The organism is Bacillus paralicheniformis, assembly GCF_001042485.2.
In the GTDB taxonomy this organism is placed as follows: domain Bacteria; phylum Bacillota; class Bacilli; order Bacillales; family Bacillaceae; genus Bacillus; species Bacillus paralicheniformis.
Window position 1 is genome coordinate 15072 of sequence record NZ_LBMN02000012.1, and the last position, 20826, is coordinate 35897.

Sequence of the window (20826 nt, forward strand, 5' to 3'; positions counted from 1 at the left end):
TTTTGTATATTTAATAAACCTGAATGTACCGGCGATCTCTGTCACTCTTCATGTCTCTTACAGGGAGCGGTATAAATATTCGGCCGGGGCGGCTTGTCCATTCCGGTTCCCAAATAAAATCCGGGGTGAGGCGGCTGATTGTAAGCGACATTTTGCCAGGCTACCCCCAAGCGGTAGACGGGATCGTGCATGAACGTATAGAAACGATGTTCAGTCAGCTCGGTCGTTGTGTATATTCGCAGAGCATCGCTTCGCGTGGTGCGGAATACGACATCTTCGCGCCAATCGCCGAATAGATTGGCCTGAAGCACGGGCGTCCCTTTCGTCCAATTGTTAGACAGCGTTCCCTCAGCAGTGAGCAGATTGACCAGCCTGCCGCTGTGATAGTCCCATTTATCAATTTTCGGGATGCCGGCGGGTTCTTTCCAATCGTGATCAAGCAGCTCGCGGAGAAGATCGCCGTCCCACCAAATCGCAAAATTGGCAGAAGCCGGAGCGGCGTCGCTGAGTTTTTCTCCCTTACTCGTATAGAGGCCGTATGCTTTTCCTTCATTACCCGGGGGATCGATCGCCCAGACAAGCGCACCTTTATAGCGAGGATCGATATGCGCGGCCATTCCCCGCCCAACATCTGTATCGGCCGGCACTCCCCAGAGGATTTCCCCTGTACCCGCATCGCGAAATGAGAGGCCGTACGGAAGGCGCGGGTCTTCATGCACTTGAAAGACTTCCAGCCCGGGCCGATCCGGGTCAAGATCACTCACATGCATGGCGTCACCGTGTCCAAGCCCTGTCGTATAAAGCCCTGTTCCATCATGATCCACGGCCATCGCACCGTAAATGATCTCATCTTTCCCGTCATCGTCGACATCAGCGACGCTCAGACTATGGTTTCCCTGCCCTGCATAGCCTTCGTTACCGGGCTTGTCGCTGTCAAATGTCCATAGCTTGGTCAGCTTGCCGTCCCGGAAGTTGTAAGCGGCAAGCACCGTTCTTGTGTAATAGCCGCGCGCCATAACAAGGCTCGGCCTTTCACCGTCCAAATAGGCGATGCCTGCCAAAAACCGGTCCATGCGGTTGCCGTATCCGTCTCCCCAGTCCTCAAGCCTGCCACGGGGCGGATCGTAATCCACGGTTGCCAATTCCCTTCCCGTTTCCCCGTGAAAAATCGACAAATATTCAGGCCCGTCCAAAATTCGTCCATCTTTATTTCTGTAATCGGCAGCCTGATCGCCGATCACCCGTCCGGTTCCATCAACCGTTCCGTCAGCCGTCTTCATGGCGATTTCCGCTTTTCCGTCGCCGTCAAGATCATAGACCATCAATTGGGTATAATGGGCGCCCGCGCGGATGTTTTTCCCGAGATGAATCCTCCACATGAATGTCCCGTCAAGCTTATAGGCATCGATGATGACTTCTCCGGTATAGCCGTTGTGCGCGTTATCTTTCGAATTGGACGGGTCCCATTTGAGCACAATTTCGTATTCTCCGTCGCCGTCGAGATCTCCGATGCTCGCGTCATTGGCGCTGTACGTGTACTGTACGCCGTCAGGTGTTGTCCCGCCATCAGGCTTGTTTAACGGAACATCCAAGTACGGCTTCTGCCAGACAGCTGTTTTGTGCGACGTCTCGACTTCCTTATCTCCAAGAACCTTTGTCACATAATAGACAGATTCTCCGTTTCCGTGTTTATCAAGAAAGTTGGTCGATGATGAAACGGGTGTTGAGTTGATTCTGTGACCGTTGCGATATAGGTTAAAAGCTGTTTCTTCCGGATCTGTTCCTAAGAGCCGCCAGCTGAGAAAAACCCCTTTTTTTGTTTTTATGGCCACAAGTCCGCGGTTTAAGTGTTCCATTTGCCTCGGTTTTGCCGCCGTTTTCAGCGGCCGAACGCGTTCAGCTGCTGCATGTACGTCTTTTTCTCCCATCGTCCTCTCTCCCCTTTACGGTTTGGAATGGTGAAACGGGAGAACCGGAGACCGGCTCTCCCGCGCCTTATTTTTTGAGCGAGTGTTTCAGCGGATACATGTTCAAATCGGAGATTTCTTCTGTCACGAGCCTTGCCAACTGGCTGGCACCGAACTCGTGAAAATGCACCCTGTCCTGGATTCCGTCTGGATAATTCAGGCTTTCTCCCGGCTCTAAAAACATAAATACGTTTTTAGTCGCTTCAACGCCGATCTCGTTGTAATAATCGATGCTTTTTTTATTTAAATCGATCACCGGAACGTTCATTTCCCGTCCGAGCTGTCTCATTGCGTTCGGATATTCTCCGATGCTGTTGTAAAAAACGCCCGTTTCATCATAGGTTCGTTTACTTTGAGAAGTGACGAGCACAGGCCGTCCTCCTTTTTCGCGGGCTTTGTTAATGTAGGTTCTCAAGTATTCCTGAAATGTCGTATACGGATCTGTATGACGGGCCGCATCTTGCCCGGCGTCATTGATGCCGAACTGAATCAACAAATAATCGCCCCGTTTCATCCGGTTCAAAATCGTATCCAGCGACCGTTCATCCACAAAACTTTTCGCGCTTCTCGCGCGTTTCGCCTGGTTGTCGATGACGATTTCATCCGAGAAATAGCCGCCTAAAAATTGCCCCCTGCCTGCCATCGGCGCATAACCTGGTTCATAATCGGAGACCGTGGAATCTCCCGCCAGAAAAACCGTCTTCTTGTCATCCGTTACATGATAAGCCGTCTTCGTCAAGACCAGCGCATTGAGGCGCGGCGCTGTTCTCGCTGCTATGGCTTGAATGGAAAGGCGGCCGCCGGAAATATGAATCGGAAACGTTTTTTCGTTGTATCCGCCCGCTTCCGCTCCAAATGAATAGAGCTGAATCATGCCATTTGCCCGTACGTCCATGTTCGTTTTTGCCCGGGCATCTCCGGTTATCAGCCGGACATGATATTGACCGTCAGGCAAATCGACCGTAAACGCCGTTCCATCCGGTATGCAAAAGTCTGAACGAAGCGGATCGGCGATACCGCGGTCCGTACAAGTCACCTTTGTTGTGTCGTCAAATCCGTAGCCTTTTAAAGGGGTATAAGCCGATTGCGCGTCTATCGGAATAAAGCCCGAAGCAAGAGGCCCGTCACCGAAATCAAACCGATACACCTTCGAAATTTCGACGGCATACACTTTTGGCTGAGGTCCTTTCCACTCCAAATCGAGACGCCCGTCATCCACCGTAACGGTGAACGCTTTTTCGGCTGAACTTCCCTTTGCTCCGGCCGGGATCGTCCCCATTTCCTCTCCTTCGGCATAAAGCTTCAATTCACCGCGGGATGAGGCAAATACGGTTACGCGGTATTCGCCAGGAGAAAGAACCGCCAGAAAAGCCGTCCGGTTCACGACACAATAGTCTTTCTTGAGCGCTTCTTTTTTTTGCGTCTTTTTGCACACAGCGTTCCCTGCCCGTGAAAACCCGTAGCCTTTACCATTTTGATACGCGGAGGCCTCGTTCACTTTCACATAATCCTTCTCAGCGGGACCTTTTCCAAAATCGAACAGAAAAAGATCCTGACTGTGATGTTCGGCAGCGGCTTTCGGCTGCGCAGGTCCCTCAATCCCCGTGCTGAAGAAGAAAAGGAGAAGGATGGCCCATACGCAACGAACATATCGCTTCATTATGCAGCTCCCCTTTTCCATCAGCGTGTATAAATGTTCGGCTTCTCAGGTGTCTGCATGCCTTCGCCTAAATAAAAGCCGGTGTGCGGCGGCTGGTTGTAGCCGACATTCTGCCAGGCGATTCCGAGGCGATAGACGGCATCATGCATCAGCGTATACAAGCGGTGTTCCGTCATATCTGTCGTCGTGTAGATGCGCAGTTCGCTGCTGTCATCTGCTCGCCAGATCACTTCTTCGCGCCAGTCTCCGAGAATGTCAGCCTGCAGGGACGGCGTCGCTTTTGTTCCGTTATTTGCCGAAGCTCCAGATGCTGTCAGCAAGTTAACGGTTCGCGAATTTCGATAATCCCATTTATCAATTCTGTTGCTGTCCAGAAGCTCTCTTTGGAGATCGCCGTCCCACCAGATGCCGAAGTTCGTTGATGAAGGCAATGTGCTCCCGATTTTTACGCCTTTTGCCGTATAAAGACCGCCGTTCGCCCATACTTCCGCTCCTTCGTAGCGCGGATCGATATCAGCAGCCATCCCGCGTCCGACATCCTTGCCTGCGTGCACTCCCCAGATGATCTTTCCCGTTTTCGCGTCCCGGAAAGACAATCCATAGGGAGAATTGCTGTTTTCATGCACTTGAAAGACTTCGAGTCCCGGTCTTGAGGGGTCCAGGTTTCCTGTATGCATGGCATCCCCATGTCCCCATCCGGTTGAATAAAGGCCTTTACCGTCATGATCGACAGCCATCGCTCCGTATATGATTTCGTCCTTTCCATCTCCGTCAACATCAGCGACGCTCAAACTGTGGTTACCTTGACCGGCATAGGCGCCATTTCCGGGAGCGTCCGAATCGAACGTCCACAGTTTGGTCAGCTTTCCGCCTCTAAAGTTGTAAGCGACAAGCACTGTTCTCGTGTAATAACCGCGTGCCATGACAAAACTCGGCCGCTCCCCGTCAAGGTATGCGACACCGGCCAGAAAGCGGTCAACCCTGTTGCCGTAGCTGTCTCCCCAATCGGCTACATTTCCCCGGGCAGGTTCGTAGTTGACCGTTGTAAGCTCAGCGCCTGTATCGCCTTTAAAAACCGTCAAATACTCAGGCCCTGACAAAATTCGGCCTTGGGCATTGCGATAATCGGCGTTTGCATTTCCGATCACCTTTCCCTTGCCGTCTTTCGTCCCGTCGGCTGTCTTCATGGCGATTTCCGCTTTTCCGTCGCCGTCAAAGTCATAGACGAGAAACTGTGTATAATGGGCGCCGGCGCGAATGTTTTTGCCAAGGTTGATTCTCCACATCATGGTCCCGTCAAGCTTGTATGCGTCAATCAGCACGTCTCCCGTGTATCCGTCCTGTGAATTATCCTTTGAATTGGAAGGATCCCACTTGAGAATGATTTCATATTCGCCGTCTCCATCAAGATCGCCGATGCTCGCATCATTGGCGCTGTATGTGAATGACACCCCATCAGGCGTTTTTCCCCCGGCCGGTTTTTGCAGCGGAACAGATTTGTATGGTTTATTCCAAACTCCGGCGGTTTCAGAAGGAGCCTGCTCCACGCCGTTCAAAACGGCGCGCACCTGGTAAACGGCATTCGAATCCCCGCCTGCATCCTGATAATTTGTACTCGATGTAATCGGGGAACCGTTCAGCTTCTTTCCGTTTCGATACACATTAAATGAAACAGAAGCGGACTCGGTTCCGAGCAGCCGCCAGCTCACAAAGACACCGTTCCCCGTTTTAACAGCGACAAGCCCCCGGTTCAGCGACTCCATTTGCCTTGCCTGCACAGCCGTCCGCCCGTCTGCTTCCGCTTGTTCCGAGAAGCCGGTCACAAGCGTAATGAATAAAAGAGATGACGCAGCCAACAGTTTTTTCCACCTTTTATTTCCTTTTTTCATCATCTTCTCCCTTCGCCTTTTTGTAAGTGCTTACTTAAAAGGGATTCTATTACGGCTTCCATTTTTATTCAATTGCACTTTTTTGCCGAAGGGAAAAGATGTGTTCAAGTCCGATTTAAAGCGGTTCTCCTTTTTCAATTGATACTTTTTTGCTCACTTTTCTCATTTTTGCACGGTTCAGCTAGCCTTCCAGGCGCAAAAAACAGCGATGTGCAATGAACATTAATACAAGAGCAAACAAACTGACACCATAAAATGGAATCAGTCCCGGAACCGTCAACAGCACATAAACGACAAAGCCTCCAGCAGCAGCCATTCCGGCCGTCGTCAAAGGACGAACGAGACCGATCAGTGCAGCCTGTGAAAAATAGCGGGCAAACGGCAGCTGAACGTGAACGTAAAGCGGAAAAATATACACGAAAACTACGACATACATGAGTCCGGCCATCAGTGTGGCATAGCTGATGATGATTGAAAATAAATCCTCACGGACGCGGAAAAATTGATAGTTTACTAATAAAATTGTGCCGGCGGCGAGGAGGATGAGGCCAAGTCCGTTTGTTTTGAAAAACTCTTTTTTATACGTTTGATAAAACGTTTTGAATACCGGTGCGTCCGTCCGGCCGAGCAGCCACTTGCGCACGACCGTGAACATCGCGGCCGTGCTCGGAGCCCAGCCGAAAACAACGCCTCCTCCCAGCGTGAATAGAACCCAGAGCGCGTTCAGCCAGGCGATTTTCATGATCGCTTCACAAGCGCCGTACATCATCGCCATCACGCCTTTTTCCCGCATGTCCGATCCCCCTTTCAGTCGCGCAGCAGCCTGCGCACTTCAAAGTTGGCGTAGGCTGCTTTCAGCGGAGCCATTTGCCTGAAACCGATTTTTCCTCCGCCGTAAACCGGGCCGAAACGCCTGCCATCATCCTCCCATTCTAAAATGGGCAGCCCGTTGATTGAAAAATGAACGCATGCCCCGTCTTTTATGAGCTTCATCCGGTAGGGAGGCAAAGCGTCATTAGCGGGCGGAAGCGGGTCGGCTCCCTCACAGACGAGGTGAAAACCGCGGCTTTTCCTGAGATTGCATGTTCGGAATGCTCTTTCATCAGCATGCTTATGTCTGAAATATGACAGGTGCAATGTATTAATGTCCCCTGAATGATATTGCGGATAATTCCCTGTTCTCTCCGCCAGCCGTCCGTCGAATAAATCTTCCCCATTCATGCCGGTTGCTGCAAAAAATATCATGCATAAGCCGGGCTCCCGCACAGGATAGAAATCCCACTTCACAACTATTCCATCAGGGAATGTCTCAGGACACCAGTAAACAAAATGGGCATCGTCCCCATATTGCTCAGCGTCGAGTTCGTTCTCCATCTGCAGGCGGCCGTGCGGAAAACGAACGATTCCTTTCCCTTCCATTACCCAGCCGCGGAGATCTTCAGAAGATGATAAAGGGTTTTGATACATCAGGCTTCCTTCTCTTGCATTACACTCCGGCACGGAAATCGCTCCTTTCACAATGAAGATAAGCCGCTAGAGGCAGACCGAGCTCTCTGATTCCTTCTGTTACCAGCCTGGCGACTTGGCGGGCCCCTGCCTCGGAAAAATGGGTATTGTCTTCGATTCCATTTGGATAATGAGGGTGTTCATCCGGCTGAAAGTGGACGAACAGCCGTTTTGAGCCTTCCATTCCGAGAGATTCATAGAGCGCTTTTGTTCTGGACCATAAATCGATCAGCGGCACTTCGAAGCGGTCAGCGAGCGCCTTCATCGCTTTCGGAAAATCCCCGAGTGTATCGGCGGGCTTTCCGTTTTGATCAAAGCGTCTGCGCTCTGCAGAAGTGGTCAAAACCGGAGTCGCAAGTTTTTCGCGAACCGCTTCCACATAGCGGACAAGATGCTCCTGATAGGTTGTATACGGGTCTGTTCCGTACGGCTTTTGATCGTTGTGGCCGAACTGGATCAACACATAATCACCAGGCGCAAGCCGCTCCGTCATGTCATCGAGCCGGCCTTCATCAATGAAGCTGTTCGAACTGGCCCCGACTTTTGCCATATTCACGACCGCAGCTTCATCTGAGAAAAACAGCGGAAGCATCTGTCCCCAGCCGGCCATCGGCGCTTCATGCGGGGGACAGTCTGCGACGGTCGAATCCCCGGCCAAATATACTGTCACTTTTGGCTTTTTGTCTGTTTGTTTCATAACACTCTCCCTTTCACGAAGATTCCTGATGAATCTGCCTGTAGCGGCTCGGCGGAATGCCGACCTGCTTCTTGAAAATCCGGTTGAAATAGCTGTGTCTGTAGCCGACCTCTTCAGAAACGTCATGGATTTTTTTATTCGTTTCAAGAAGGAGCTCTTTCGCTTTTTCGATTCTGAGACGGGTAACATAGTCGATAAAATTGATGCCGGTTACTTGTTTGAAAGCTTTGCTCAGCGTATACGAATTCGTCCCGGCTTGATCAGCGCAGCTTTCAAGCGAGATATCGTTCATATAATGCTGATGAATCATCTCAAGCACCTGTTCGACAAGCCGTTTTTGCTGTCTGTTTTTCCTGCCTTCCATTTCTTTAAGATACGGGCTTACGACACGCTCCATCATCCAGCCGACGGCCCTTTCCGGCTCCCTCAGCTCTGAAAGCTCCTGCAGCAGATTTTTTCGGCTGAACAATTCATAAGGGTGAAGGCCGGAATGAAAGATCTCTTCCTGGATCTTTGCCAACAGCTGCATCATGCCCGGCTGGATGCGGATTTCCGTCTTTCCTTTATCGGACAGCTCCCGGATGAACAGCCTGATCCGCCTTTCGACTTCATCCCTTTCTTCAAGCCGCAACGCCCTGACGACCTCTTTTTCAAGGGTGAACGGATAGTATGATTCAGCGGGAGGCATGTCTTCCCGCCGGCTTAAATCGATCACCTGGCTGGCGTTTTCGAACTGTCTGTAATGCCTGCCTTCTTTCACCTCTTCATACATGCCGGGAATGTCTTTTAACATATCAGCGGTTTTAGATACCGTCACTGTGACGTGTAGTCTTGATATGCCGCAGATCACATCCGTCAGCTCACGCACAAATTGGGCGGTTTCTTCCTTGAAGGCTGTTTTCCTGCTGCTCATCAGCAACACAGCGAGCGATAACGAACGGACATCGGTCATATAAATATGTTTGAATGTCCTGCCAGCCAGTTCGCGCGTAATGTTGCCCAGCAAAAAGCCTGCCAGACTTTCATCCTTTTTTGTAAAAGCTCCGTTCCCTTCGTAGAGACCCGTCAGCTGGATATCGATGATGGTAAACACATTGTCTTTCGCTTCCCAGCCCCACCTTTTCAGACGATCTCTCAAATTCCTCTCTGATTCATCTGCAAAGTATCCGCCGAGAAGGCGCTGAAAAAAAACGTTTGCAGCCTGTGGCATTTCCTTTTTCAGTCTGCCGCTTTCCTCAGTCAGGTCTTCCCAGCGCTTCTCGAGCCAATGAAATTCATCCGGAAAATGGGCGGCCTTTCCCTCTCCTGAGCAGAGCTTGATCAGCCTCGCGACAGGTGAATAAATTTTGTGTGACGCATACCATGCCAGAATGAAAGCAAGAACGATCCCGGCGATGCTGACCGACGCGACGAGCTTCGATAAAAACAACACCGGAGCTGTAATCGCCGACATCGGTGAAGCCGAGACATAGGTCCATTCCTGGCTCAATCTGTCCATTCGTCCGTATGAAACGGAATACGCCCCTCCGCCCCAATCCATCACAAAGGAGCCCTGTTGATTTTTTTGTTTCTCAAGCCTTTCTTTTAAAGCGCTTTCAAAATCGACTTTGCCGCCTTTGCTCCCAGAAAAAACAGGCTTTTGATTATGCTGAAAAAGAAGCGCTGTTCCCTTTGAATACGGTGAAAGGCTTTCCAGCAAATGCCCCATTTCTTTTTCGTCAAGCGTCAAAATCAGCGCGCCGAACGGCTCTGAGATGCCTCCCGGAATTTTGTGGACAAGCGCCATTCCGTACGGCGCGCGGCTTATGTCTTTCCAATAAACGTTTTGACCGCCTTCAAGCAGCGAATGATAGGCCTTTAAGATGTTCCGGTCTGTCATTCCGCTGTATTCCGGGTTTAAGAGAATCGGCTCCTTCCCTTGAATAAACAGTTCAACCTTGTGAATGAGCGGATTTTGATCCTGAAGCACAAACAGCGATTTTGAGAGCCTGTACGTCGTTTGAAAATCCGTTTGCAGATCGGCATCGGCCAGACCGTTCATCAGGCGCGGATCATATGCAAGCTGGGAGAGCATGATCTCAAGCCCTTCCAGCTTGTCATCGATTTGGCTGATTTGGCGTTTCACCTGGTTTTCGTGCATTTGTTGGAGCTCTTTTTCAATTTTTGCAGCGGAAAACAAATAGATTCCTGCACCCGTCAATAAACCGGGAATACACGCAATCAGCAGAATCAGCACAAAGCTTTTTTTGAAAAAACTCCCTTTTCGCCGTGAAACATACCTTTGATGCAGCTTTTTCATCCCTCTCCCCCCACTGCAATGAAAAGAATGTTTCTTTTTCAATTTCTATTGGAACGCACGCGACTTGGAGCGGACGACGTCGGCCAAAAAAGTCAGGGCAAGCCCCTGTCCCCAGCCTTGAATCCGTTTATACGGAACGTCTTTGTAACCCTGCGCATCCCGCATCACCGCTGTGCCCGCTGAAACGCGTTCCACCCTTCCGTCAGGCGCGACCGCATCTGTTATAGCTGAGAGCGCCTTCTGAACGGATTTGTGGTATAGCGAGCCTCTGTACAGCAGGCCGGAAGCAATCCCCGCAGATCCCGACACTTCAAGATATGAATCAGGATCCGTCAGTACGGTGTGCCATAAACCAGAAGGATGCTGAAGCCTGACAAGCGCGCTCAACAAGTCTCGAAGCGAACCGTCAATGATCATATATGAAGGATGCGTAACATCGATCAAAGGGAGCGCTTTTGCCATCGTCAAAGCTGCCCATCCGTTTCCCCTTCCCCAAAATATGCCTGACAGATTGTTTTTGGCCACATGGTCCCATCCGTGATAATAAAGATTGGTCTCCATGTCCTGCAAAAATTCTTCATGGCCGTGATACTGGCGCAGCCCGTCTTCAAAATATTCCTCGCTGCCGACAAGTTTTCCGATTCGGAGAAGGAACAAGCCCGCCATCATCATCGTATCGACCCATGCCTGTTCAGGGAATACATGTTTCTCTGAGTTGACGGTGTGCTGCAAAATCCCGTCTGCGAATCGGGGCGCTTCGCGGAGCACATAGTCCGCCATTTGCCGGGCGGTGTCAAGATAACGGTCATCTCCTGTCGCCTGGTAGAGCGACAGAAGGGTATGCCCGATGGATACCCCGTTGATCGACAGCTTAGGCAAGCCGTCTTCAAGTTTTTCATCCGTCCAGTTTTTCAAAAGTTCGAGGTATTCGTCATTTTCGGTTGCTTCATACGCCTCAGCGACGCCGTAAAACGCGACGCCGCCCGGCCAATCCCATTCGAAATCCATCTCAAATGTCCGCTTGACGATTCTGTCGATCACTTCATTCAGTTTTTCTTCATCAAAAACAAGCTTTGTCATGCACTTTTCTCTCCTTTGTTATTTTAATCCGCTCATGCTGATTCCTTGGACGATTGATTTTTGAAAAACGAAAAACACGAGGATTACCGGGACGAGTGAGACGACTGACATCGCAAACATCGCCCCCCAGTTAGACGCCGTTTCCGTATCTAAAAACAGCTTTAGTGCCAGAGAAACCGGGTAAAGCTCCGGCTTGTTCAAGTAAAGAAGCGGATTGATCAGCTCCTCCCACTTCCAGTAAAACGAGAAGATGGCGGACGTCGCGAGCGCCGGCGCGATCAATGGCAAAATGATTCTGAAAAAGATGCCGAGACGGCTGCAGCCGTCAATTTTTGCCGCTTCATCTAGTTCTACCGGGATCGTCCTGATGAACTGAATCATCAGAAAGATAAAAAACGCGTGCCCGAAAAATTGGGGAACAACGATCGGCTTGAATGAATTCAGCCAATCCAGCTTTGCAAAAATGATGTATTGCGGAATCATCAGCACCTCGTGCGGCAGCATCATCGTCACCATCATGCAGCTAAACCAAAATGCCTTCCCTTTAAACGGGATCCGCGCGAATCCGTAAGCGATGAACGCTGAGGACAAAACCGCGCCGACCGTCGAGAGGCCGACGATAATAAGCGAATTTTTAATAAATGTGATGAACGGCTGTCCGGCGATCCCTTTCCAGCCCTCCGTATAATTGGACAGGATCAAAGGGTCCGGGATGAGCGAATGGGATGTGGCGAATATGCTCGCACTTTCTTTAAACGAGCTTGCAATCAGCCAGATAACGGGATACAAAAGGATGATCGCAAGACTGGCAGTCGCGATATGAAACACGAGATGCCCGGCTCTTTTCTTTCCCTTTCCTGTGGGAAGCGGGGCAGGCGCTGCCCGCCCCGAAATGTCTTTTACCGGCTTCACCAGCTACCCCTCCTTCGATTCGTAATGCACCCATAAGGATGAAGTTTTGAACAATATGAATGTGACAAGGCCGATCAGGATCAGCATCACCCATGCCATCGCCGATGCGTAGCCCATTTGGAAAAAGTTGAAGGCCCGCTGGAACAAATAGAGGGAATACAAAAGCGTCCCGTCAAGCGGACCGCCTTCCCCTTTTGAAATAATGTAGGCCGGCGTAAAGGTCATGAAGGCTGAAATGGTCTGCATCACCAGGTTAAAAAAGATGATCGGGCTGAGAAGCGGGAGCGTAATGAGAAAAAACCGCTGAAATCTGTTTGCACCGTCGACGCTTGCCGCTTCCTGATACATCGGCGGGATATTTTTCAATCCGGCAAGAAAGATCAGCATGGAAGAGCCGAACTGCCACACCGACAAAAGAATCAAGGTCCACAATGCGCTTGTCGGGTCCTGATACCAAAGAATCTTCTTGTCAAAACCGAGGAAGAATAAAAGCGCATTGATAACACCGTCATTGCCAAATACATTTCGCCACATAATCGCGACCGCCACGCTGCCGCCGATAATGGACGGGAGATAAAAAAGCGTCCGGTAAATGCCGACACCTTTTTCGGCTCTGTTCAAAATCACCGCGATGAAAAGCGCAAACGCGAGGCGCAGCGGAACACCGGCGAGCACGTAATAAAACGTCACTTTCAGCGAGCCCCAGTACTTTTCATCATCTGTCAGCATCGCCTTATAATTGTCAAGGCCGACCCATTTGGGCGCGGTGAACAGATCGTAGCTTGTAAAAGACAGAAACAGCGAGGCTCCCATCGGAATGACGGTAAAGCATAAAAATCCGATAATAAACGGGGAAATAAAGGCGTAACCCGCCAAATTGTCAATTCTTTTTTTTCGCTTCACGTTCACTTCCTCCTGCATTTGATGAGCGGCCTTCCTCCACTTGCCCCGCTTATCATTGTTGGTTTCTTTTCAGTATCGCGTCCGCTTCTTTTCTGAACTTCGCGGCTCCTTCTTCAGGCGTGATCTTTTTAAACAAAATCTGGTCTGACGTGTCTTTTAGCAGTTTGATAACTTCGGCGCTGCCGATCGGTTCAGGCGGTTCCGCTTCTCCTGCGGACTCCGAAGCCCGTTCGACATATTCGAAAATCTTTTTCTCCTCTTCGCTCAGTTCTTTCTTCACCGTTTCCGCAATTTTGGAGGAAACCGGCACGCCTCTTTCTCCTTTGATCAGGGCATTGGCTTTTTCATTGTTAATAAAGAAGTCGATGAATGCAGCAGCTTCTTTTTTTCGCTCGGAGCTTTTCGGGATTGAAAACAGCATGCTCGGCCTTAAAAACAGCGCTTTTTCTTTCGCCTGTTCAGGAGGCAGCTTTAATGAAAGAGGCGCATCGGTCAGCTGTGCGAACGCCGAAAACTGATTTGAATAATTCCATGTTGCAGCCGTTCGGCCTTTAACGATAAAATCGTCCTCCATTCCCTTCACTTGCGCGCTTTCATCAGGTGTCGGCGATGCTTTTTCATCAACGAGCTTCACCTGCCGCTTGAAGTAATCGACAAACAGCTTGTCGTCTGAATAAGCAAGGCCTGTGCCGTCCTCTTTATAAAAGCGCTCGCCCTTCGTCCTCAAGTAATAAGGGAAAAAGACATCAGGCGGATGCATGCCGTTTGAACCGTATTGCCCCGTCTTCTCCTCGACCTCTAGCGCCAGGTTTTCAAAATCGGTCCACGTCCAGCTGCCGTCGTCAATCTCAACGCCCGCTTCTTTTAGCATGTCGTCATTTGTAATCACCGACAGCACATTCACACCGAGCGGGAAGCCGTATAACTGATCACCGATTTTGCCGCCTTTGATCGTCTTTTCATCAATCGCTTCGGTATTGATGGTCCCGTCCTTGACGTACGGAGTCAGATCTTCAAGCTGGCCTTTCTTGCCGTATTGGGATAAATACGCCATATCCATCTGAATCACATCTGGCAGCTGACCCGCCGCAGACATCGGGGCAAGCTTTTTCCAATAATCGTCCCAATTCGCAAACTCCGCTTCGATTTTGACATGCGGATGTTCCTTTTCATACAGCTCGATGATTTTTGATGTATAATCATGCCGAGGCTGTCCGCCCCACCACGCGACCCTCAAGGTAACCTTCTTTTTGCCGTCCGCACCGGCCGCCTCTTCAGTGTTTGAACTGCATCCGAACAGGCCGAGCGTCAGCAAAACGCAAAATGAGAAAAACACAAATCTTCTCATCAACATTTCCCCTCCTTGTTTTGTAAGTGCTTACATTTCATTTTAAATTCAACTTTTTGTCCCAGAAACTCAAAAAACAGAGAAGAATGTTAAAAAAACAGAGATTCCGTCAATACGCAAAAAACCGCCGGATATACCCGGCGGCATTAAAACGTGTTTTCTTCTTTTTTTCGAAATTCTGACGGGGTGAGTCCCGTGTATTTTTTAAAAACAAGGCTGAAGTATTTCGGATTATGGCCAAACCCCAGTTCCTCTGCCAGTGCGCCGATGGCCGTGTTTTTAGACTTCTTCATTTTCGCGATCGCTTTTTCGATGCGCACCTTTGCGACATAGCTTGAAAACCTTTCACCGGTTTCCTGTTTAAACAGCTTGCCGAGATAATCCGGATTCATGTACAGCATGTTGCGGGCTGCCCATTTCAGCGAAAGCTTCGGATTTGAGGCTTCCTTTTCGATGAGATCGAGCATCCTCCCGATTAAAACCGATGTCTCTCCTTCATCTTGGACGATCTGTGCGTATGCCTTTTCATACATCACGGAGGCTTCGCTGATACTGCCGCTTTCGCTGAGTGATGCTTCAGGTTCAAATTGAAGCAGATGGCGTGAAAGCTCTTGGACGCTTTTCATTTTTTCCTCAAGCACGGCGGGAGCCAATGCTCCGTCTACTGCACAGACAAGCACTTGTTGAACGCGGGCCGAAGCGATGACAGAACCGTTCAGCACCTCATCCGCAATCGACTCAACGCCTCGTGCATAGTCTTTGTCATCCCCGTCCCGGACGGAAAACAGGATCAGCCTGATGACCTTTTGCTCTGAAAAGAAGCGCAGGCACGTTTCATCCTCGATGCGGCCGCCCGTAACCAGCTCTTTTAGCATCTGCTTCATAAGATGCGGCTTCATCATCTCCAGATCGGTTTTCACTTTTTGTGCCGATTCCTCTTTTTTCAGCTCGCCGATCACGCTTTGAAGCGAATCTGTAATGTGGCTTTCATTGCAGGGTTTGAGCAAATAATGCCTGACTCCGTATGACATTGCTTTTTTTGCATATTCAAACTGGCCGAAGCCCGTCAGCAAAATAAACCGGATTGACGGGTGGTCGCGGGATACTTTCTCGATCAGTTCGAGTCCTCCCATCCCGGGCATTTTAATATCGCTGATCACAATATCGGGCCGCTCTTCCATAATCAGGCGGTAGGCGTCAATCCCGTTTTGCGCGGCTCCGATCAAAGACGTCCCGAACGAATTCCATTCGATCATGCTGGAGATGCCGTCGAGAATAATCCGTTCATCGTCCGCCAACAGCACTTTATACATCATCACACCCCGCTTTGAAATGGTATTTTAATCATCATTTCGGTTCCCTTGTTCTTTTCGCTTGAAATCGTCAAGCCGTACCCTTTGCCAAACATCAGCTGAATGCGCTCATCGATATTTTGCAGCCCGATTCCTCTGCCTCTTGTCCGGACAAGCTCTTTTCTCGCTTTTTCCAAAAAGTCTTCATCCATGCCCGGTCCGTTGTCAGCAACCGTTAAATACACAAGCCCGCCTTTTTTATATGCTTTAATGTGAATATGGCAAGGTTCAATGAAGGGCTCGAGACAGTATGTAATCGCATTTTCAGCCAAAGGCTGGAGAACAAGCTTAGGCACGCGGCATTTTTTCACCGCCGGCTCAATGTCGAGCTCAAAAACGAGCCGCTCCTCAAAGCGAAAACGCTGAATCGTAAAATAGTGGAGCACAATTTCAGCTTCTTCCTCGATCGTCAGCACGTCGGTTTTCATATTGATGGCATTCCTGAGCAAAAACCCGAGAGATTCAGTCATCTTTGAAATTTGCGGCTGATGGTTCGTTTTTGCCAGCCAGTTGATCGACTCGAGCGTGTTGTATAAAAAGTGGGGGTTGATTTGCGCTTGGAGCGCTTTAAATTCCGTCTCTTTCAGCATCAGCTGCTTCTTGTAGTTCTCGGCAATCAGTTCATTGATCCGTTCAACCATCGTAAAAAAGTTGCGGTTTAAGACGCTGACTTCATCCTGCCGGTCTGAAGGAGCGCGAGTGAGCGGCGCCAGTTTAAAATCGCCGTTTTGGACATTTTTCATGGCTGCCACCAGCTTCTCAATCGGACTCGTAATGCCCCTGGCCATTTTTCTTCCAAAGAGGACCGCAATCAGAAAGAAGAGGATAAAAAGGGAAATCAGGATCGTCTTCATCGCAGAGATTTTCGAAAACATAGCGTCAAAGGGGATCAGGCTCCAATACGTCCAATTCTTATACGCTGATTTGACATATGAAACGAAAAAGCGCTGGCCGTTTTCCTCCACAATGTCATATCCGTTTTCAGCATGGGAAGATAAACGAAGTCCATCGGTTTGGCTGAAAGGTATTTCAGAAAAAAACAGCTCCCGCCCGTCCGACATCGCAATCTTGCCCGCGCCTTCCCCCCAGTCTTTCGGAAGATCGCCAATCACCCGTTTTAAATCGGCGACAATCACCACTGTTCCCAGATGGTCAAGGTTTAAACGCTCATAGGAGCGGATTTCCCGGACGGATAACAGCTCGCCGGTTTCACCCGGCATGGGCTCCCACGTGTTGCTGCCTTTTTGGCGCGACGCTTTTTCGATCAGCGCATTCTTTTGCTCCCGCAATGCTTCGGTTAAATTCGCCCCTGCGGAATACTCGGTGCCGGAAGCATCAAACAAATGAATCGATTTAATGTACCGCTTAGAGCCGGTATATTCGGCAAGCTTATCCCAAATTTTGCTTTTCATCCGGTAGCGCCCGTATTTGTTTTGGCCTCGGCCGGCTTTCAGAAGGTTCGCTTGGATGTCAGCGTCAGTGGTCAGTTGATATGACACATCCTCAATCTTTTTCAATTCATCTTCAATGCTTTTTGATGATAGCATCAGCACCTGTGACGACTTCCTGTAAATCTGCTGGTCATATACACGGAACGCGTATTGAACGCCGCTCAAGATCAGGATGAGCGAAACGGCCATGATCAGTGAAATCAAGATAAACAATTGATCTTTAATTTTTAAATGCTGATAGCGGTTCACCGAACGAACACCTTCATTTCAAGCGTGTGACGGCAGCCTGCTTATCTGTCCGGCGCCCGTCGATTGCTCGGAACGCCTGAAACGAGAGCTTCGTCAAAATGAAGCTTAAAGCGCTGCCGCTGAAAAACAGAAGAAATGTGACATGAAATAAAGCGAGCAGAATCATGCCAAACGCGCTGATCAGCATGAAAAACGAGGTGAGCGGACGGGAAAAGCCGATGATAAAGCTGTATTTCAGCACTGCACTCCGTTTTAAATCGTAGTGGACATCAATTGGAAAAGCGTATAAGAGGATGATGGCGTAAATGATAAACAAACTGATGAACAGGCTTAAGATAACCGGCTGATCGTGAAAATAGACGGCCGCAATTTGAAAATCAACAATCAGCAATAAACCGACCAGACCCAATATCAAACCGAGAACGCTTGCTTTGGCCCATTTCTTTTTAAACGCCTGAAAAAACGTCTGAAACACCGGGATATCCGTCTTTCCCAGCGCCCACTGTCTTGTCACAGCGAACATCGCGGCAGTCGCCGGCGCTAAACCGAAGATGACCGCTCCCGCCAGCGTGAAGCCGATCCACAGCAGATTCAAATAGGCGAGCCGCATCACCCACTCGCAAAAGCGGTAAAATCCATTTGCCAACGTGTGAATCATGGTCTCCCTCCTTCGCAAATTTAGTAAACGCTTACAAAAAATATATTTCTCTTCTTTCGAAAAAAATCCTTTTTTCCCCGCTGACAGACGGAAGAAGGCTTGATCTAAAAGCCTTAGACCAAGCCCCTTGCTTCCGCTATTTAGCCGATGTCTTAATGTTGACGCCGACCGCCGTCCCGTTTCTGCTCGAATCGGCAACCCCCATAAATGTTTTGTTCTCCCGGTCAATGAAAATGCTTTGGACATTGCCGATTTCAACCGGATTCGCGCCGAATCTGTGGCCGAAGTCATTGAGCTTCAGTCTGACATCCTTCGGCATTCCGGATTCATAGCGGTACGAAGTCAGGCTGTTCGTATAGATTCTCGGCTCTTCAATCGCATCCTGAAGGCTCATGCCGTACTCAAAGTAATTCAAGATCGTCTGGAAAACGGAAGCAATGATCGTCGTTCCTCCCGGGGAACCGACAGTCAGCACCGGTTTTTCGTCTTTAAACACGATCGTCGGCGTCATGCTTGAAAGCGGCCTTTTATTCGGCTGGACTTCGTTCGCTCCGCCTGGAACCGCATCAAAATCGGTCAGTTCATTGTTTAAAAACAGTCCGTAACCGGGCACTAAAATCCCCGTTCCAAAAAGCTGTTCAATCGTAGTCGTATAAGAGACAACATTGCCCCACTGGTCCGTGACGGTAAAATGTGTCGTCTCCCCGATCGTCTTATCTTCAGGCTGAGGCACGATTTCATAATTCGGCTCTCCCGCCTCGTATTTCCACGGATCGCCCGCTTTCACATCGCGGTTCATCGAATCAAGGCTGATCAGCTGCTGCCGCTCCTTAATATAATCGGGATCGAGCAGCCCTGAGAGCGGAACATCGACAAATTCCGGATCGCCTGCATATGCCGCCCTGTCCGCATAGGCGAGGTGCATCGTTTCCGCGAGCAGATGATATTTTTCAAACGATTTTGGATCGTATTGCGATAAATGAAAATCGTCAATTAATTTCAGCATCTGCAGCATGAACACTCCGCCTGAGCTTGGAGGAGGCATGCTTGCGATATCATAGCCGTGGTACTCGCCCCAGATCGGCTTATCTGTTGTGACCTCATAGCGGGACAGGTCATCAGGTGTCATCGAACCCCCGAAATCCTGCACGACATCCGCAATCGCCCGGCCGATTTCTCCATCATAAAAGGCTTTTGACCCATCTTTCCGTATTAATTTAAACGTCTTGGCCAAATCCTTTTGTACGAGAATATCGCCTTCTTTTAAAGGTTCACCGTCCGGAAGGAAAATATCCTTTGCGGCCGTTTTGCTCAGCTTGTCCTGATGGTCCTTTATCGCATCGGCTAAAACCGAATCGATCGGGAACCCTTCTTCTGCAAGCTTAATTGAAGGCGAGATCAAGTCTTCCATTTTCTTCGTTCCCCACTTTTTATGCGCTGCTTCGAGCCCTTTCAGCGTTCCCGGCACACCGACCGCATTTCCGTGTCTCGACCTTTCTGAAAAAGGAATCACCTTTCCGTCTTCATCCAAAAACATGTCAGGTTCGGCACCCTCTGGAGCACGCTCCCTGCTGTTGACAATCGACGTTTCCTTCGTCTCGCTGTCGTAGACCATCATGAATCCGCCGCCGCCGATTCCCGACATCATCGGCTCCGTTACATTCAGTGCATACTGAATCGCAATTGCTGCATCAATGGCATTCCCGCCCTTTTTCAAAACCTCGGCTCCGATTTTTGATGCAAGCGGATGGGCCGTAGCCACCATACCGTCTTTCCCGACGGCGACTTTATCACCATCTCCGCCGCTCATGACCCCTTCTGCTTTTGACACCGGACTGAACAAGCAACCAACCGCCAAGCAAAACGCAACAACTAAGAAAGCTAACCGTCTCATCAGATCACATTCCTTTCCAGTTTATTACTACTATAACAGGAAAGTGAACTGAAAATAAGGAAAACTCCCAATTTTCTATTTTTTTGAACCTAAACTCCCAAATTCAACAAAAAAACCCTGTCATTCGTTCTTTTGACACAATTAGCTGAAAGGAGAAAACACCTATTATCATCATAAAATCCCGGATGCAGCTGGTGCTTGCGCCCATCTAAAAGATGTGAATATCTAAAAATTAAATGGTTTTTTTCGACTGCACCTGTTTTTTTTCGACAAAAAGTTATATAATATTTTGATGTGTGCATTGTCTCATTTAAACAATGGAGGGTTACAAATGTTGAAAAGAAAAAAAGACAAGTTTTCCGTGCTTTTGATGGAAATTGCAAAAAATTTAGACGAAACAGCTGAGTATTTTGTTAACTATAAAGTGACGAATCAGACAACCCTTAAAGAATTCGCGGATACCTTAAAAGAGTATGAGACAAAAGGAGATAATTATGTACATACGATGATTAAGGAGCTGAACAAAGCATTTATCACGCCGATCGAACGCGAAGACATCCTTCAGCTTACAAACAGCCTCGATGATGTACTCGACGGCATCGAACACTTTTCAGCCATGATGGAAATCTTCTCGATCACATCTTCAGATGAGCATATTGATAAATTCAGCGGCTATATCAGAGAATGCGCAAAAGAAATTCTGCTGACGATTGAATTGCTGGCGGAAAATCGCCTGAATGAAATTCAGCCGCACGCCATTAAAATTAAAGAATACGAACATAACTGCGATAACCTGCACCGCAAATCGCTGAAGAATCTTTTCGGAAAAGAGACCGATCCGATTAAAGTGATCCAGTACAGGGAAATCTATGAGACGCTTGAAGAAATCGCAGATTCATGCCAAAGTGTAGCAAACAATTTAGAAACCATCATAATGAAAAATGCGTAACGAGGGATTATA

16 protein-coding genes are annotated in these 20826 nt (G+C 49.2%); 1 reads left to right on the forward strand and 15 read right to left on the reverse strand.

All coding sequences use genetic code 11. The features are described from left to right. Positions 1-41: 41 nt before the first annotated feature. The 15 genes from ACH97_RS09155 to ggt all read right to left on the reverse strand — a co-directional run bounded on the left by ACH97_RS09155 (position 42) and on the right by ggt (position 19865). Positions 42-1928 carry a rhamnogalacturonan lyase gene (locus ACH97_RS09155; protein ID WP_020451065.1) on the reverse strand — a complete coding sequence of 629 codons (1887 nt, stop codon included), beginning with the start codon at positions 1926-1928 and terminating at the stop codon, positions 42-44. Positions 1929-1995: 67 nt separating this feature from the next. Next, on the reverse strand, positions 1996-3627 hold the full coding sequence (locus ACH97_RS22820; protein WP_020451064.1) for a rhamnogalacturonan acetylesterase: 1632 nt from the start codon (positions 3625-3627) through the stop codon (positions 1996-1998). A 20-nt stretch (positions 3628-3647) separates the two neighbouring features. Beyond that, a complete protein-coding gene (locus ACH97_RS09170; protein ID WP_020451063.1) occupies positions 3648-5516 on the reverse strand; it encodes a rhamnogalacturonan lyase in 1869 nt (622 codons plus the stop codon). A gap of 181 nt (positions 5517-5697) precedes the next feature. Beyond that, positions 5698-6309 (reverse strand): YesL family protein, encoded by a 612-nt coding sequence (locus tag ACH97_RS09175; RefSeq protein ID WP_020451062.1) that lies wholly within the window; start codon positions 6307-6309, stop codon positions 5698-5700. Positions 6310-6323: 14 nt separating this feature from the next. After that, a complete protein-coding gene (locus ACH97_RS09180; protein WP_048350297.1) occupies positions 6324-6983 on the reverse strand; it encodes a YesU family protein in 660 nt (219 codons plus the stop codon). 19 nt (positions 6984-7002) lie between these two features. Continuing rightward, positions 7003-7719, reverse strand: a complete 717-nt coding sequence (locus tag ACH97_RS09185; protein WP_020451060.1) for a rhamnogalacturonan acetylesterase — start codon at positions 7717-7719, stop codon at positions 7003-7005. A 13-nt stretch (positions 7720-7732) separates the two neighbouring features. After that, positions 7733-10018 carry a helix-turn-helix domain-containing protein gene (locus tag ACH97_RS09190; RefSeq protein WP_020451059.1) on the reverse strand — a complete coding sequence of 762 codons (2286 nt, stop codon included), beginning with the start codon at positions 10016-10018 and terminating at the stop codon, positions 7733-7735. Between the two features lie 45 nt (positions 10019-10063). Continuing rightward, a complete protein-coding gene (locus ACH97_RS09195) occupies positions 10064-11098 on the reverse strand; it encodes a glycoside hydrolase family 88/105 protein (RefSeq protein WP_020451058.1) in 1035 nt (344 codons plus the stop codon). 18 nt (positions 11099-11116) lie between these two features. Beyond that, entirely contained in the window at positions 11117-11926 is an 810-nt protein-coding gene (locus ACH97_RS09200) for a carbohydrate ABC transporter permease (protein WP_228119646.1), read from the reverse strand. Positions 11927-12013: 87 nt separating this feature from the next. Further along, positions 12014-12931, reverse strand: coding sequence for a carbohydrate ABC transporter permease (locus ACH97_RS09205; RefSeq protein ID WP_041817190.1), 918 nt, complete (start codon positions 12929-12931; stop codon positions 12014-12016). Between the two features lie 34 nt (positions 12932-12965). Then, on the reverse strand, positions 12966-14261 hold the full coding sequence (locus ACH97_RS09210) for an ABC transporter substrate-binding protein (protein WP_373368078.1): 1296 nt from the start codon (positions 14259-14261) through the stop codon (positions 12966-12968). Positions 14262-14407: 146 nt separating this feature from the next. After that, positions 14408-15574 (reverse strand): response regulator, encoded by a 1167-nt coding sequence (locus tag ACH97_RS09215; protein ID WP_020451054.1) that lies wholly within the window; start codon positions 15572-15574, stop codon positions 14408-14410. Positions 15575-15576: 2 nt separating this feature from the next. After that, the gene (locus ACH97_RS09220) at positions 15577-17313 is read right to left on the reverse strand and encodes a sensor histidine kinase (protein WP_020451053.1); all 1737 of its coding nucleotides are present in this window, start codon (positions 17311-17313) and stop codon (positions 15577-15579) included. 13 nt (positions 17314-17326) lie between these two features. Then, a complete protein-coding gene (locus tag ACH97_RS09225) occupies positions 17327-17971 on the reverse strand; it encodes a YesL family protein (RefSeq protein ID WP_020451052.1) in 645 nt (214 codons plus the stop codon). A gap of 136 nt (positions 17972-18107) precedes the next feature. Beyond that, the gene (ggt, locus tag ACH97_RS09230; protein WP_020451051.1) at positions 18108-19865 is read right to left on the reverse strand and encodes a gamma-glutamyltransferase; all 1758 of its coding nucleotides are present in this window, start codon (positions 19863-19865) and stop codon (positions 18108-18110) included. A gap of 331 nt (positions 19866-20196) precedes the next feature. Between ggt and ACH97_RS09235 the strand changes: the two genes are divergently transcribed. Continuing rightward, positions 20197-20814: a DUF47 domain-containing protein gene (locus ACH97_RS09235; protein ID WP_020451049.1), complete on the forward strand. Its 618-nt coding sequence runs from the start codon at positions 20197-20199 to the stop codon at positions 20812-20814. Positions 20815-20826: the final 12 nt, after the last annotated feature.